Source organism: Pseudomonas sp. FW305-3-2-15-C-LB1 (assembly GCF_058787615.1).
This window is the reverse complement of the sequence record NZ_JBYSZX010000004.1, coordinates 22,893-38,163: the sequence shown is the minus strand read 5'-3', so window position 1 is coordinate 38,163 and position 15,271 is coordinate 22,893. Positions and strand designations below refer to the sequence as shown.

Genomic DNA, 15,271 nt, shown 5'->3' with positions numbered 1-15,271 from the left:
GGGGTAGCGGGGTGTGAAAAAAATTATTGCGAATCGCCCGAGGAAATTTCCGCAGGATAGGTCGTACGCCACAGCTCAAAGCCGCCGTCCAGGCTGTAAACGTCGGAGAAGCCCTGGCTGATCAGGTAGGCCGCCGCGCTCTGGCTGGAGTTGCCGTGGTAGCAGGCCACGATTACCGGTGCGTCAAGGTCGGCGGCGCGGATGAAGTCGGCGATGTTGACGTTGTCCAGGTGCCTGGCACCGGTGATGTGCGCGGCGTTGTAGGTCGGCTGGTCGCGGATATCGACCACCACGGCACCTTGCTCGCGCAGGGCCTGGGCTTGTTCGGGAGGGATACGTTTGAATTCGCTCATGGATGGCTCCTAGGGCCTGGCGGTAGCCGGCAATGTAACGGGCGGGGGGGATTCGCACTGGCAGCTATAACGCTCGCCGGTGTCGACGTTCATCAGCGTCATGGCGCCGCCCCACACGCAACCGGTGTCGAGGGCGAATACGCCAGGCTCATCGCACTTGCCTTCAAGTGCAGCCCAGTGACCGAAAATGATCCTGGTGTCACGGGTCTTGCGTTCTTTGTGGGCGAACCAAGGCTTATAGCCGGGAAGCGCGGTGTCGGCGCCTTCCTTGCTCTTGAGATCCAGCTTGCCCTCGGCGGTGCAGAAGCGCATGCGCGTGAAGTAGTTGGTGATGACCCGCAGGCGTGCGACGCCGGTCAGGTCGTTGTCCCACTTCACCGGCTCGTTGCCGTACATCCCGTCGAGGTAGGCGGTGTACAGATTGTCATCGGTCAGGGCGCTCTCGACTTCAGCGGCGCACTTGAGTGCTTTCTTCAATGACCATTGGGGCGGGATGCCTGCATGGACCAGGGCCACGTTACGGCCTTCGTCGTAATGCATGATTTTCTGGCGGCGCAACCAGTCGAGCAACGCGGCGCGATCGGGCGCTTCGAGGATTTCCCGCAAGGTATCGCCCTTTTTCAGGCGCTCGATGTTGTTGCCGGCCGCCAGCAGGTGCAGGTCGTGGTTGCCCAATACGCACACCAGGGAATCGCGCAGGCTATATAAGTAGCGCAGCGTCTCCAGGGACTGCGGGCCGCGATTGACCAGGTCACCGACCAACCACAGGCGGTCACTTGCCGTATCGAAGGCTACGCGCTCAAGCAGGCACTTGAGCGGCTCCAGGCAACCTTGCAGGTCGCCGACCGCATACGTCGTCATCAGTGCAGGGCTCCCGGCACGGCAAGACGGAACGGCGCGATGATGGCGTCGAACAGTTGGCCGTCGGTGGCCTTCATTTGATACGAGCCTTGCATGGTGCCGACCTTGGAGGTCATCACCGTGCCGCTGCTGTAGGTGTGGCTGGCGCCGCTGTCGATCAGCGGCTGCTGGCCGACCACGCCTGCGCCGCGCACTTCTTCGACCTGGCCGTCACCGTCGGTGATCACCCAGTGGCGTGACAGCAACTTGGCCGGTACCAGCCCGTTGTTTTTCACCGTGATGGTGTAGGCAAAGGCGAAGCGGTTCTGTTCAGGTTGCGATTGGTCCGCCAGGAAGCGGGTGACGACGCTGACGTCGATCTGGTAGCGAGGATCGGACATGCAAGAGGCCTTAAAAGCAGAGGACAGCAGATGCGGGTCAGTCTAGGCCAAGAGGTGGGCACTAGGCCAGACATGCTGTCTGGCCTATCCCCGGGATGCTCTATTGCGCTGCGGGCGCAGGCTGGATGGCCAACTGGTCGGCCAGGCGTACGAACGCGGCCAGGTCCAGTTGCTCGGGACGCAGGCTGCCATCGACGCCGGCAGCTTCGATCTCGGCGTTGCTGAGCAAGGCCTTGAGCGTGTTGCGCAGGGTCTTGCGGCGCTGGTTGAACGCTTCGCGTACGACGCGTTCCAGCAGGCGATGGTCTTTGGCCGGGTGCGGCAGTACCGCGTGGGGCACCAGGCGCACAATCGCCGAATCGACCTTCGGCGGCGGGTTGAAGGCACCCGGACCGACGTTGAACAGGTGTTCGACGCGGCAGTGGTACTGAACCATGATCGACAGGCGGCCCCAATCACCACCGCCAGGGCCTGCCGCGAGGCGTTCGACCACTTCCTTTTGCAGCATGAAGTGCATGTCGCGGATGATCCCGGCGTTGTTCAGCAGGTGGAAAATCAGCGGCGTAGAGATGTTATACGGCAGGTTACCCACCACGCGCAGGCTGTTGGGTGCGGCGTTGAGAGTGTTGAAGTCGAACTTCAGCGCATCGCCCTGATGCAGGTTGAAGTTGGGCTTGCCGGCGAACTGCTGGTTGAGAATCGGGATCAGGTCCTTGTCCAGCTCCACCACATCCAATTGGCCGCCGCTGGCCAGCAGGCCTTGAGTCAGCGCGCCCTGGCCCGGGCCGATTTCCAGCAGACGGTCTTCGGGCTTGGCATGGATGGAGCGCAGGATGCGGTCGATCACGCCAGCGTCGTGCAGGAAGTTTTGCCCGAAGCGCTTGCGCGCCCGGTGTTGGTAATGCTCAGTCATATACGGGTCTCGGCCATCTGATAGGCGGTTTCCAGGGCCACGTGCAGGCTACCGGTATCGATCCTGCCGCTGCCCGCCAGGTCCAGGGCGGTGCCATGGTCGACGGAGGTGCGGATGATCGGCAGGCCCAATGTCACGTTGACGGCGGCGCCGAAGCCTTTGTATTTAAGCACCGGCAGTCCCTGGTCGTGGTACATCGCCAGCACTGCATCGCAGTGCTCCAGATATTTGGGGGTAAACAGAGTGTCCGCAGGCAGCGGGCCGTGCAGGTCCATGCCTTCTTGGCGCAGACGCTCCAGGGTGGGTTCGATGATGTCGATTTCTTCGTGGCCCAAGTGGCCGCCTTCACCGGCGTGGGGGTTAAGCCCACAGACCAGGATGCGCGGTTGGGCGATGCCGAATTTCTGTTGCAGGTCGGCGTGCAGGATGCGTGTCACGCGCTCCAGTCGCTCGACGGTGATGGCATCGGCAATGTCGCGCAGTGGCAGGTGCGTGGTCACCAGGGCGACCCGCAGGCCGCGCGTGGCCAGCATCATCACCACTTGCTCAGTGTGGGTCAGTTCGGCAAGGAATTCGGTGTGGCCGGAAAAGGCGATGCCGGATTCGTTGATCACGCCCTTGTGCACGGGGGCGGTGATCATGCCGGCGAAGTCGCCATCGATGCAGCCTTGCCCGGCGCGGGTCAGGGTTTCGAGCACGAACGCTGCGTTGGCCTTGTCCAGTTGCCCGGCAACGACTTTGGCCTGCAGTGGGGTGTCCCACACATACAGGCTGCCGGCGGGGGCGGGCAGTTCGGGCCAGTTGCCCGGTGCCACATCCAGCAAAGTGACCGTCACACCCAGCTGCGTGGCCCGCTCAAGGAGCAGGTCACGGCTGGTAATGGCGATCAGGGGGTGTGGCTGGGGTTGCGAGGCGAGCAGCAGGCACAGGTCAGGACCAATGCCGGCCGGCTCGCCGGGTGTCACCGCGAAACGCTGGGGTTTCACTGCACTGCCTGGTCGGTGCCTGTCTGGGCGCCTGGTAGCTTGATTTCAACGTAGGCTTCGTCACGGATCTGACGCAGCCAGGTTTGCAGTTCTTCATCGTATTTGCGGTTACGCAGTACGTTCAGCGCTTGTTGCTCGCGGGCCTGGCTGGTGTTGTCGGTGGCGCGACGGCCAAGGACTTCCAGCACATGCCAGCCATATTGGGTCTTGAACGGCTTGGACAACACGCCCTGCGGCGTATCGGCCATCACCTGCTGGAACTCCGGCACCAGGGCTTTCGGGTCGATCCAGTTCAGGTCGCCGCCGTTGAGGGCAGAGCCCGGGTCTTCCGAGAAACTCTTGGCAAGGGTGGCAAAGTCTTCACCGCTTTCGATGCGGTCGTAGATCTTCTGGGCCAGTTCCTTGGTTTGCGCTTCGGTGCGGATTTCGCTTGGTTTGACCAGGATATGACGAACATGCACTTCGTCTTTAAGCGAGGTCTCGCCACCGCGACGCTCCAGCAACTTCAGGATGATGAAACCACCTGGGGTGCGGGCTGGTTTGGTGATATCACCCACGGCCATGGCGCTCAGTTCACGGTCGAACGGAGGTGGCAACTGAGCGGCTTTACGCCAGCCCATGTCGCCGCCCTCGAGGGCGTTGTCGCTACCGGATTGGGCAATGGCCATCTGGGCGAAATCAGCACCGGCCTTGAGGCGATCATAGATAGCCTGGGTCTTGGCGGCGGCGGCATTGAGCTGCTCGGAGTTGGCGCTGTCCGGTGTCGGGATCAGGATATTGGCCAGGTGCAGTTCTTCGGAGAGTTGCATCTTGCCAAGGTCCGACGCCAGGAAGTTCTTCACTTCCTGCTCGGATACCTGGACCCGCTCGGCAACACGGCGCTGACGCACACGGCTGATGATCATTTCACGGCGGATCTGGTCACGGGCGTCGTCATACGAAAGGCCATCGTGGGCCAGGGCCGCGCGGAATTGATCGATGCTCATGTTGTTGCGCTGGGCAATGGTGCCGACTGCCTGGTTCAGTTCTTCGTCCGAAATACGGATGCCGGAACGATCGCCGATCTGCAGTTGCAGGTTCTCGACGATCAGGCGCTCCAGCACCTGCTGGTCCAGGACGCTGGTCGGCGGCACGCCACCGCCACGCTTGGCGATGGTCTGCTGGACTTCCTTGACGCGCTGGTCCAGTTGGCTCTGCATGATCACGTCGTTATCGACGATGGCCACGACCTTATCCAGTTCTTGAACCGCAGCGTGTACCGATGCGGCACCCAGGAACAGCGCGCCCAGCACTAGCGGGCGCAGACAATCAGAAAGCTTGGTCTTCACGTTCACGATAACCTTCAATGCCTTTGTCGAGGAAGCTCTCTACCTTGGCGCCGGTCAGGCCGCCGAGTCCTTTGAGGACGATCTGGAAGAAGAGCCCGTGGTCACCCTTTTCGTTAAGCGGGGCGATCTGGCTGTATTCGTCGTTGGAAACCCAGTAACGGTTGATGACGCGCAGTTTCCAGCAGCAGTTGTCGTACTCGAAACCACCGAAGGCTTCCAGGGTACGGTTGCGGGCGTAGTCGTACTGCCAGCGGGTGATCAGGTTCCATTGTGGAATGATCGGCCACATCATCGAGAAGTCGTGTTGCTGGATCTTGTAGTAATCCTTCACGAAGTTCGGATCACCTGGCTGCCCGTAGTCACCACCGAACTGCCATTTGCCGGTCAGCTGGTTGTAGACGACCTGGTCATTGCGATAGCGATAACCGACGTTGATGATCTTGTTCGGGTTGTCTTCCGGCTGGTAGTGCAGCATCGCGCTACCGGAACGAGGGCTGTGTTCCTCGGTGTCCCAGTTGTAGTCGGCAGTGGCGCGCCAGTCACGGTTGAAGCGGAACTCGTAGTCCAGGGCAACCGGCGAAACGTCGGACTGTGCGTCGGCACGGTCCGCCGCCAGGATACCCGGAAGTTGAACTTCACGGTCCTTGAAGTACACGGCCTGGCCGACGGATACGCGCTGACGCTCGAAGCCGTTCTCTTCGATCCAGCGGCTGGTCAAGCCCAGGGACAGCTTGTTTTCGTCGCCGATGCGGTCGGTGCCGCTGAAGCGGTTATCGCGGAACAGCGACGCGTAGCTGAACGAGTACTCGCTGGTGTCGAAGACCGGGATATCAGCCTGGTCCTTGTTCGGTACGTACAGGTAGAACGCACGCGGCTCAAGGGTCTGGCGATACTCTTTGCCGAACCAGTTGGTGTTGCGGTCGAAATACAGGCCGCTGTCGACGCTAGCAATCGGAACCGCACGGTCCTGGGAGCTTTTGAACGTACCACCGGCGTACTGGGTACCGTTCCTGGCTGCTGCGGCCTGGTCGGCAATGATCTGGTTCTTGCCGATGTTGTCTAGGTCCAAGTCATACTTGGTGTACACGTACTTGAGCTTCGGCGTGATGAAGCCGTAGGTCCAGTTCATCGGGTATTCGACGGCTGGGGCTACGTTCAGGCGCGTGCCGTTGGCACGGGTCAGGCCGCGGACGTAGGTGTCCAGGCGGGCTTCTGAGTCACCGTTCTCATTGATAAAGTTGCCGTTCTCCAGATCGCGATCGAAACGCACGGCTTCGGTCTCGTAGCTGAAGTTAAGGCCACCTGGATGGTACGGCAGCGTGCCGTTGAAGGTGATCTGCGGCAGGCGGTCATACGGAGTGACCTGGGAAATCGTTGCCAACTGGTAGGCCTGCAGGTTCAAGCGAGCCTGGAAGCTGTCGCCGCGATAAGTCACCGAACCCTGCTGGTTGATGTAGTCGCGGCTCTCGACGCCTTCCTGATAGGACTTGAGGTCCTGGAAGTAGTAAGGATCGCTGATCTTGGTGTAGTCGACCTGGGTCAGTACACGCGAGTCCAGCCCGCCCTTGTGTTGCCAGTTGAGCATGTAGCGGGTTTTTTCGTAATCGGTCTGCTTTTTCCGCTCGTCGCTGTCGTCGTTCAGGTACGCGCCGCCGAACTGGCCTTCGCTGGACTTGGTGAGGTAGCGGAATTCGCCTTCCATCAACAAGCCACGCTTGGTCATGTACTGCGGGTACAACGTGGCGTCGTAGTTCGGCGCCAGGTTGAAGTAGTACGGCGTGACCAAGGTAAAGCCGGTTTCGCTGCCGGTGCTGAAGCTCGGTGGCAGGAAGCCGGACTGACGACGGTCGTCGATCGGGAAATAGATGTAGGGGGTGTACAGGATCGGAATGTTCTTGACCCGCAACGTCGCGTTGGTGGCCGTACCGAAACCGGTGGCCGGGTTCAACGTGATGTTGTTGCCCTTGAGCTGCCAGGCGTTGCTGTCTGGCTCGCAGGTGGTGTACGTACCGTCCTTGAGACGGATGATCGCGTTCTCGGCACGCTTGGCGTACAGCGCGTTACCGCGGATACGCGATTTGTGCATCACATATTCGGCGTTGTCGATCTGGGCGGCGCCAGTGTCCAGTTGGACTTCGGCGTGATCGCCCACGATCAATGCGCCGTTGTCGCGTAAACGAACGTTGCCGTTCAGCTCGCCACGGTTCTCGGCCTGGTACAGGCTGGCTTCCTCGGATTCCAGTTGCATGCTGCCCTGGCGCATGACGACGTCACCGGCCAGTGTCGCCACCTGTTGTTCCTGCTCGTAACGAGAGGCCTTGGCACCGATGAAGGTGGGCGCATCGCTCTTGTTCGTCTTGTCGTTCATGCCAGGACGCGTCGGCTCGATGTACGCACCGCCGCAGTAAGGGCCGGTTTCGGCCAGCTGTGCTGCGGTCAGCTTGTCGCGGGGCACCCAGTCCAGGTGGCTGTAGTCGGCGCTGCGCGAACGCAGGCCACGGCCCTTGGCTTCGGTGACCAGAGCGGTCTTGGGCTCGGCCTCGGCGTTGCCGCCAGCATCGGCCTGCGCCGTGCTGTTGGCGGAGCTGACGGCTGCACCGTCATGCACCGGGCGTGGTGGTAGTGGGGTTGCGGCGGTTTTTGGCGCGCAATCCCAGGCACCCGAAGCAGAGACTGAGCAGTCATACTGTTCCGCGGCGACCACGAATGAAGTGGCGAAGGGTTGCAGGGCCAGCAGACTGCCGGTTACCAGCAACGGAAATTTTCTACGAAACGCGGGGGATTTCAATGCCATCTTATTAGTCCGGGCTTCCTGCGTGCCATCTGCCCGCGGTTTGGGCCGCACGCCTCTCGATGGTCTGAAAAAGATGCGTGATAATAAAGCATGCCCCGCTTGACGGCTAGCGCCGTCGGAGACCCTTGTAATGCCCGAGCAAGATCTACGTTTACAACAGCTGGAAGCCTGGCTGGAAGAGCAGTTGCCGATCCTTTTCAACACTCAAGGCTGGGGCGCCGTCCCCCCGGCCACATTGACCGCGGCCAGCAGCGACGCGAGTTTCAGGCGCTACTTCCGTTGGGAAGGGGGGGGCCGGACCTTTGTCGTAATGGACGCTCCACCCCCCCAGGAAAACTGCAAACCTTTCGTCGATATCGCTCATTTGCTGGCGAAGTCGGGCATAAATGTTCCAAAAATTTATGCAGAAGATTTGCCCCGAGGCTTTCTTTTGCTCAATGATCTGGGCAGAAAAACCTACCTGGACGTGATTGACGACAAAAACGCCGATCATTTGTTTGCCGATGCCATCGACGCCTTGCTGGCTTTCCAGCAGTTGCCGATGGACGCGCCGCTGCCCAGCTATGACGTCGCCTTGCTGCGCCGCGAGCTGGAATTGTTTCCCGAGTGGTACGTCCGCCGGCACCTGGGTATCGAGTTGGATACACAGCAACAAGCGCTTTGGCAGCGCGTCAGTGACCACCTGATCGACAGCGCCCTCGCGCAGCCGAACGTGCTGGTGCACCGCGACTATATGCCGCGCAACCTGATGATCAGCGAGCCGAACCCGGGCGTGCTGGATTTCCAGGATGCGGTCTACGGGCCGGTCACCTATGACATCACGTGCCTGTTCAAGGACGCGTTCCTCAGTTGGCCCAAGGCCCGCGTGCGGGACTGGCAGCGCGGCTATTGGGAGCGTGCCGCGAAACTGGGCATCCCGGTGCAGGCGGACTTCGAAGACTTCCTGCGTGCCAGCGACCTGATGGGCGTGCAGCGCCACCTCAAGGTCATCGGCATCTTCGCGCGGATCTGCCATCGCGACGGCAAGCCACGTTACCTGGCCGATGTGCCGCGCTTCTTTGCGTATATAGAAGCGGTGCTCGCCGACCGCCCTGAGCTGAGCGAACTGGGTGAATTGCTCGCCAGCCTGCGCCAGCCCACTGAGGCAAGCGTATGAAGGCGATGATCCTGGCGGCCGGCAAAGGTGAGCGGATGCGGCCGCTCACCTTGCATACGCCCAAGCCGCTGGTGCAGGCCGGTGGCAAGCGCCTGATCGAGTATCACCTGGAGGCATTGGCCAAGGCGGGCTTCACCGATATCGTGATCAATCACGCCTGGCTCGGCCAACAGATCGAGAGTTACCTTGGGGACGGTGCACAGTTTGGCGTGCGCATCCGTTACTCAGCCGAAGGCGAACCGCTGGAAACCGGTGGCGGGATTTTCCAGGCGCTGCCGTTGCTGGGCGACGAACCGTTCCTGGTGGTCAACGGCGACATCTGGACCGATTACGACTTCACCCGGCTCAAGCAACCGCTCAAGGGCCTGGCCCACCTGGTGATGGCCGATAACCCGGCGCATCACCCCTCGGGTGGCGATTTCTACCTGGATCAAGGTTTGCTTCATGATGCGGCGGCCGGTGCCGATAACCTGACCTTCAGTGGTATTTCCGTGCTCGACCCCAAGCTGTTCGCGGGGTGCAGCGCGGGTGCCTTCAAGTTGGCGCCTCTATTGCGGGCGGCCATGGCCAAAGGTCTGGTAACGGGGGAGCACATGGCGGGACGCTGGATTGATGTCGGCACGCTGGAGCGCCTGGCGCAGGTCGAAACCCTGCTGACAGCGGGGCAGTAGCATGTTGTGGCCAGGGACGCTGATCGGCGCGGGGGCTGGCTTTGCCATTGCCAGTATTCCGGGGGCCATGTTGGGCGCACTGTTGGGGCAGGCACTGGATCGCCGCCTGCAACTGCACAGTTGGGCGCAATTGCGCGAGCGCCTGGGTGGGCGCCCGGCGTTGCGCAATGATGAATTGTTGTTTGTGTTGCTGGGGCGCCTGGCCAAGAGCAATGGGCGCGTGGTGGATGGGCATATCCAACAGGCGCGCCAGGAGATGCGTTCGCTGGACATGACCGAGTCGGCCCAGCGCCGTGCAATTGCGGCGTTCAATCGCGGCAAGTCCGGCGTTGACCGGGTGCGCAGCTACTTGCGTGTGCTCAAGGCGCAGCCCCATGCCGCCGAAGGTGTCTTGCGCGCGTGCTGGCGTATGGCGTGGGCCGATGGCAAGGCGGATGACGCCGAGCGCGACCTGATCGACCTGTGGGGCAAGTGGCTAGGCTGGACGCCGCAACAGCTCCAGGCATTGGCTGCTGACTTCAAGCCTGAGCACAAGCCATTGGTCAGTCGCGGCGTCACTTATCAGGAGGCGTTGCGCTTGCTGGGGGTGACGGCCACAACCGAGCCATCGGCGATCAAGCGCGCTTATCGCCGCCTGCTCAGTCGCCATCACCCGGACAAGATTGCCGGCACGGGTGCCAGCGCCGCGCAGGTGCGTGAGGCGACCGAGCGTACCCGTGAATTGCACAACGCCTATACGTTGATTCGCGAGCGCCGGGATTTCCGCTAGGTTTCAGTCGACGCTGGCCTGCGGGCTCAACCAGCCGCGAACCCTGCGATACAACTGCTCCTGCCCGGCATCACTGTTGCCGGGCAAGGCTTTCAACGAAACCTGCTTATAGCCATCATTCTTCAAACGCTTGGCCGCCTGGGCACGGGCCAGTGCGTTTTTGCGTGATTGAGCGCTGTCTTGATAGAACACATCGGCGGTCGGCAACTTCAGGCCGGGGGCCAGTTGTTGCACATCCGGGTGACGACCGGTGGGCGTCTGCGCCGCGACCATGACGAACTTCTGCACCTGGGACGGCTGCTTCTCGCTCAAATAACGTGCGGCCCACCAGGCGCCGGTGCCATGGCCGAGCAGCACCACGCTGCGTGCGCTCTGGGTCTGGGCGAAGGCCACGGCGGCGTCGATGCGCGCGAAAATGCGCGAAGCGTCGGTCTTGTCCTGTTCATCGGCGCCAGGCACCACGGCCGGGTCGGAGCCTTCGGCTTCGGCGCTGGCGGCTTGTTCGATAGGTTTGTCGGCGGTGCTCGCTTCCTTGCTGCTGGTGTCGACGGTAGCCTTGGGCGCTTCCATCACACGTGGTGGCAGCGTGTCCACGCTCACATCCGGCAGCGACAGGCTGAGGGAGCCCCAATTGGCATCCGGCAATTTGTGCCGCAACGGGCTGATTGCTTGCGGCCAGTCAGCACTTTCGCCGGCGCCCGGTACGATAATCACCACACCTTCGGGCTCGGCGCTGTTAGCCGGTTTCCACAGGGCCAGGAATGAATCGCTGCCGGCCTGCAATTGTTGCTGTTCCTGTTGCGGGATTTTGCGCTCCAGTGCACTGGCTTCCTCCTGGCTACGCTCGGGTAAAGGCTGGCGCTCGACCGGTTTTTCGGCGGCCGGTGCGGGGGCGTCAGCGGCCTGCACGGAAAAGGCACTGGTAATAAGTAGCGACAGGCACAATGCTGGCAGTGCCGAACGGTGAACAAAGGGCATCGTAAATTCCCGGCCAGAAGTGATTCCGGCAGCCTAATGGGTTGGTCAGTATTTGTCAGTGATGTGAGACGTCAATCATGGTTTTTCGCTGTCTGCTGGTTATCGGCTGTTGCTGCCTTGCCTTGATCGCAAATGCCGCCCCTGCGCCCGCCACTCCCCAGGCGCAGCTCAATGTGCAGCAACGCGAGTGGCTGGCCCAGCACCCGGAACTGCGGGTGGGCCTGGTATTGCAGGCGCCGTACGCGCAATACGACCGGCGTTTGCAGCGATTGTCCGGGGCGAACGTCGAGTTGATGCAGTGGTTGGCCAAGGCACTGAACATCGAGCTGACCTGGCGCAACTTCCCCAACCAGGAGCAACTGGAAGCCGCTGTGCGCGAGGGCGAGGTGGACATCGCCCCCGGCCTGCAACAAACCCCGGCCGGTTTACGCCTGTGGTTGTTCACCGACCCTTACATGCGTGTGCCGCAGCACATTGTCGGCATACGCGAGGGCGGCGGCGCTGTGGAGTTGGAGAAACTCGATGAGCAATCCCGCGTTGCCGTGCGCATGCCCAGCGCCGTGGCGGACTACCTGCGCAGCACCTATCCCGGCCTCAACCTGCAAGGCGTGCCGATGGAGCGCCAGGCCCTGCAGCTACTGGTGAGCCAGCAGGCACGCTATGCGGTGGTGGACGAGGCGCAATTGAGTCGCTTGTCCGGCGAGGCGGAGTTCGCCGGGTTGGCGGTAGTGGGGGATATCGGCCTGCCACAGTTGTTGCGGGTGGCCACGCGCCGGGAGTGGCCGGAGCTGGCCGGCATCATGGAGAGCGCCTTGCGCGCCATCCCCGCCCGCGACCTGGACCAATTGCATAGCCGCTGGCTGCAACCCAAGTACCCACGCCTGACGGAAACCCCAGGCCTGTGGCAAAACCTCAGCCTGTTGCTGGGCCTGTTTTTGCTCGCCAGCCTGGTTGTCGTGTTCTGGCAGCGCCGCCAGCAACGGGTGCTCGAGCATGGGTTATTGGCCGCCCGCGAAGAAAGCGCCGCCCGCGCCGCCGGGGCCGAAGCCTTGCGCCTGACGCAGTTTTCCATCGATCAGAGCACCGTGGGCATCTTGTGGGTCAACTGGGACAGCCATGTGCGCTACGCCAACCGTGCCGCCGAAAGCATGCTCGGCTATAGCCCCGGTGCACTGATCGAGCGGCCATTGGCTGACCTGGATCCAAGCCTGGATATGGACCGCTGGCTCAACCTGTGGAAACGCGCGCGGGCCAGCGAAGACGGCCCGCAGAACTTTGCCACCGATTGCCGACGTGCCGATGGCAGCATCCTGCCGACCAATGTGTCCTTGAGTTTTCTGCGGTTTGCCGAGGCCGAGTACCTAGTGGTCTACCTCAACGACGTCACCGAATTGCGCCGGACGTTGGCCGCGTTGCTGCAAAGTGAAGCGCAGCTGCGCGAACTCTCTGCCCACCTGGAAACCGTGCGCGAGGAAGAAAAGGCCCGTATCGCCCGTGAAGTGCACGACGAACTCGGGCAGATGCTCACGGTGCTCAAGCTCGAAACCTCGATGTGCGAGCTGGCCTATGCGCAACTCGACCCCGGTTTGCACGAGCGCTTGAACAGCATGAAGCGCCTGATCGCCCAGTTATTCCAATTGGTACGCGATGTGGCGACCGCGCTGCGCCCGCCGATTCTGGATGCCGGCATTGCCTCGGCCATCGAATGGCAGGCGCGGCGTTTTGAGGCGCGCACGCACATCCCTTGCCTGGTCCAGGTGCCGGATAACCTGCCGACCTTGAGCGATGCCAAGGCCATCGGCCTGTTCCGCATCCTGCAGGAGGCGCTGACCAATGTGATGCGCCATGCCCAGGCGCATACTGTCGAACTGACCCTGGCAGTGGAAGGCACGCATCTGCGGCTGACCATCAGTGATGACGGCGTCGGTTTCGTCCAGGCCCAGGGCCGTCCGGTATCATTCGGTCTGGTAGGCATGCGCGAGCGAGTGCTGATCATGGGCGGGCAATTGAGTCTGGACAGCGAGTTGTGGGAGGGCACCACCCTGAGCGTCACGGTGCCGTTGGATGCATAACACCAAGAGGAAGCCCCTGTGATCCGTGTACTGGTAGCCGAAGACCACACCATTGTTCGTGAAGGCATCAAGCAGTTGATCGGCCTGGCCAAGGACCTGCTGGTGGTGGGTGAGGCCGGCAATGGCGAGCAGTTGCTGGAGACCTTGCGTCACGTGCCGTGCGAGGTGGTGTTGCTGGACATCTCGATGCCCGGCGTCAACGGCCTGGAAGCGATTGCGCGCATCCGTGCGCTGAACAATCCGCCGGCCATCCTGGTGTTGTCGATGCACGACGAAGCGCAAATGGCCGCCCGCGCCTTGAAGGTTGGCGCCGCCGGGTATGCCACCAAGGACAGTGACCCGGCGCTGTTGCTCACGGCGATCCGCAAGGTGGCGGCCGGCGGGCGCTACATCGACCCGGACCTGGCCGACCGCATGGTCTTCGAAGTCGGCCTCACCGATACCCGACCGCTGCATTCGTTGCTTTCCGAGCGCGAATTCTCGGTGTTCGAACGCCTGGCCCAGGGTGCCAACGTCAACGACATCGCCCAGCAGCTGGCGCTGAGCAGCAAGACCATCAGCACGCACAAGGCGCGGTTGATGCAAAAGCTCAATATCACCTCACTGGCTGAACTGGTGAAGTACGCCATGGAGCACAAGCTCCTCTAGCGACGTATCTAATAACGACACTCCCAAAACACCGTCAAACCCATTCTTGCCGCTTGCAGCTCGCCCCTTGCGGCTGTGCTGTCCCGTACGCGCCATCCCTGTAGGGCAATCCCTACCCCCAACCTTCCATCCGACCGATGCAATTCTCTCCTGGCCCCCGATTTCCGGGGGCTGGCGCCTGGACTACGCTTGTTCCACAGCAGTCCAAAACAAAAAGGTGCGGGTATGAGCGAGGTGGATTCAAATGATGTGCTGGTCAGCTTTCGTGGCGTGCAGAAGAGCTACGACGGCGAGAACCTGATCGTCAAAGACCTCAACCTGGAGATTCGCAAGGGCGAGTTTCTCACCCTGCTCGGGCCTTCCGGTTCGGGCAAGACCACCAGCCTGATGATGCTCGCCGGCTTCGAGACGCCGACCGCCGGCGAAATCCAGCTGGCCGGGCGGTCCATCAACAACGTGCCACCGCACAAGCGCGACATCGGCATGGTGTTCCAGAACTACGCCTTGTTCCCTCACATGACCGTCGCCGAGAACCTGGCGTTCCCGCTGTCGGTGCGGGGCTTGAGCAAGACCGATATCAGCGAGCGGGTCAAACGCGTGTTGAGCATGGTCCAGCTCGATGCCTTCGCCCAGCGTTACCCGGCACAACTCTCCGGCGGCCAGCAGCAGCGCGTGGCGCTGGCCCGGGCGCTGGTGTTCGAACCGCAATTGGTGTTGATGGACGAACCCCTCGGCGCCCTCGACAAGCAACTGCGCGAACACATGCAGATGGAGATCAAGCACCTGCACCAGCGCCTCGGCGTGACTGTGGTGTACGTGACCCATGACCAGGGCGAAGCGCTGACCATGTCTGACCGCGTGGCGGTATTCCATCAAGGCGAGATCCAGCAGATCGCCGCGCCGCGCACCTTGTACGAAGAACCGAAGAACACCTTTGTCGCCAACTTCATCGGTGAGAACAACCGCCTCAATGGTCGCCTGCACAGCCACACCGGCGAGCGCTGCGTGGTGGAGCTGGCACGGGGCGAGAAGGTCGAGGCACTGGCGGTGAATGTCGGCCAGGTCGGTGGCCCGGTGACCCTGTCGGTGCGCCCGGAGCGCGTCAGCCTCAATGGTTCCAGCGAGAGCTGCGTCAACCGTTTCTCGGGGCGGGTGGCGGAATTCATCTACCTGGGCGACCACGTGCGCGTGCGCCTGGAGGTCTGCGGCAAGACCGATTTTTTCGTGAAACAACCGATTGCCGAGCTGGACCCAGCCCTGGCGGTCGGCGACGTGGTACCGATTGGCTGGCAAGTCGAGCACGTTCGCGCACTCGACCCACTTCTAGAGGCGAATTGATCGCCCCCTGGCTTCACCAACCCT

14 protein-coding genes are annotated in these 15,271 nt (G+C 62.0%); 6 read left to right on the top strand and 8 right to left on the bottom strand.

Annotated features, from left to right (window positions below; translation table 11 throughout):
• Positions 1–23 precede the first annotated feature (23 nt).
• The 7 genes from glpE to AC3WP7_RS09525 all read right to left on the bottom strand — a co-directional run bounded on the left by glpE (position 24) and on the right by AC3WP7_RS09525 (position 7,615).
• Positions 24–353, bottom strand: coding sequence for a thiosulfate sulfurtransferase GlpE (gene glpE, locus AC3WP7_RS09555; protein WP_092242303.1), 330 nt, complete (start codon positions 351–353; stop codon positions 24–26).
• Between the two features lie 9 nt (positions 354–362).
• On the bottom strand, positions 363–1,214 hold the full coding sequence (locus tag AC3WP7_RS09550; RefSeq protein WP_092242306.1) for a symmetrical bis(5'-nucleosyl)-tetraphosphatase: 852 nt from the start codon (positions 1,212–1,214) through the stop codon (positions 363–365).
• Entirely contained in the window at positions 1,214–1,594 is a 381-nt protein-coding gene (apaG, locus tag AC3WP7_RS09545; RefSeq protein WP_010206973.1) for a Co2+/Mg2+ efflux protein ApaG, read from the bottom strand. Before apaG ends, AC3WP7_RS09550 begins: the two co-directional genes overlap by 1 nt.
• 100 nt (positions 1,595–1,694) lie before the next feature.
• Entirely contained in the window at positions 1,695–2,507 is an 813-nt protein-coding gene (gene rsmA, locus AC3WP7_RS09540; protein ID WP_071490236.1) for a 16S rRNA (adenine(1518)-N(6)/adenine(1519)-N(6))-dimethyltransferase RsmA, read from the bottom strand.
• Positions 2,504–3,493: a 4-hydroxythreonine-4-phosphate dehydrogenase PdxA gene (gene pdxA / locus AC3WP7_RS09535; protein WP_093514173.1), complete on the bottom strand. Its 990-nt coding sequence runs from the start codon at positions 3,491–3,493 to the stop codon at positions 2,504–2,506. Before pdxA ends, rsmA begins: the two co-directional genes overlap by 4 nt.
• Positions 3,490–4,827: a peptidylprolyl isomerase gene (locus AC3WP7_RS09530; RefSeq protein ID WP_092242312.1), complete on the bottom strand. Its 1,338-nt coding sequence runs from the start codon at positions 4,825–4,827 to the stop codon at positions 3,490–3,492. Before AC3WP7_RS09530 ends, pdxA begins: the two co-directional genes overlap by 4 nt.
• Entirely contained in the window at positions 4,802–7,615 is a 2,814-nt protein-coding gene (locus AC3WP7_RS09525; protein ID WP_093514174.1) for an LPS-assembly protein LptD, read from the bottom strand. Before AC3WP7_RS09525 ends, AC3WP7_RS09530 begins: the two co-directional genes overlap by 26 nt.
• 130 nt (positions 7,616–7,745) lie before the next feature.
• Here AC3WP7_RS09525 and AC3WP7_RS09520 point away from each other — a divergent pair, with 130 nt between their 5' ends.
• The 3 genes from AC3WP7_RS09520 to AC3WP7_RS09510 are packed head-to-tail and all read left to right on the top strand — an operon-like array spanning position 7,746 to position 10,211.
• The gene (locus AC3WP7_RS09520; RefSeq protein ID WP_092242318.1) at positions 7,746–8,771 is read left to right on the top strand and encodes an aminoglycoside phosphotransferase family protein; all 1,026 of its coding nucleotides are present in this window, start codon (positions 7,746–7,748) and stop codon (positions 8,769–8,771) included.
• Entirely contained in the window at positions 8,768–9,442 is a 675-nt protein-coding gene (gene murU, locus AC3WP7_RS09515) for an N-acetylmuramate alpha-1-phosphate uridylyltransferase MurU (protein WP_102591855.1), read from the top strand. Before AC3WP7_RS09520 ends, murU begins: the two co-directional genes overlap by 4 nt.
• A gap of 1 nt (position 9,443) precedes the next feature.
• The gene (locus tag AC3WP7_RS09510; RefSeq protein ID WP_102591856.1) at positions 9,444–10,211 is read left to right on the top strand and encodes a TerB family tellurite resistance protein; all 768 of its coding nucleotides are present in this window, start codon (positions 9,444–9,446) and stop codon (positions 10,209–10,211) included.
• Positions 10,212–10,214: 3 nt separating this feature from the next.
• Here the strand turns inward: AC3WP7_RS09510 and AC3WP7_RS09505 are convergent, their stop codons facing one another.
• Positions 10,215–11,189, bottom strand: coding sequence for an alpha/beta hydrolase family protein (locus AC3WP7_RS09505; protein WP_102591857.1), 975 nt, complete (start codon positions 11,187–11,189; stop codon positions 10,215–10,217).
• A gap of 77 nt (positions 11,190–11,266) precedes the next feature.
• Here AC3WP7_RS09505 and AC3WP7_RS09500 point away from each other — a divergent pair, with 77 nt between their 5' ends.
• The 3 genes from AC3WP7_RS09500 to AC3WP7_RS09490 all read left to right on the top strand — a co-directional run bounded on the left by AC3WP7_RS09500 (position 11,267) and on the right by AC3WP7_RS09490 (position 15,247).
• A complete protein-coding gene (locus tag AC3WP7_RS09500) occupies positions 11,267–13,261 on the top strand; it encodes a PAS domain-containing sensor histidine kinase (protein WP_102591858.1) in 1,995 nt (664 codons plus the stop codon).
• A gap of 18 nt (positions 13,262–13,279) precedes the next feature.
• Positions 13,280–13,909 carry a response regulator gene (locus AC3WP7_RS09495; protein ID WP_071490227.1) on the top strand — a complete coding sequence of 210 codons (630 nt, stop codon included), beginning with the start codon at positions 13,280–13,282 and terminating at the stop codon, positions 13,907–13,909.
• A 225-nt stretch (positions 13,910–14,134) separates the two neighbouring features.
• The gene (locus AC3WP7_RS09490) at positions 14,135–15,247 is read left to right on the top strand and encodes an ABC transporter ATP-binding protein (RefSeq protein ID WP_058424775.1); all 1,113 of its coding nucleotides are present in this window, start codon (positions 14,135–14,137) and stop codon (positions 15,245–15,247) included.
• Positions 15,248–15,271 lie beyond the last annotated feature (24 nt).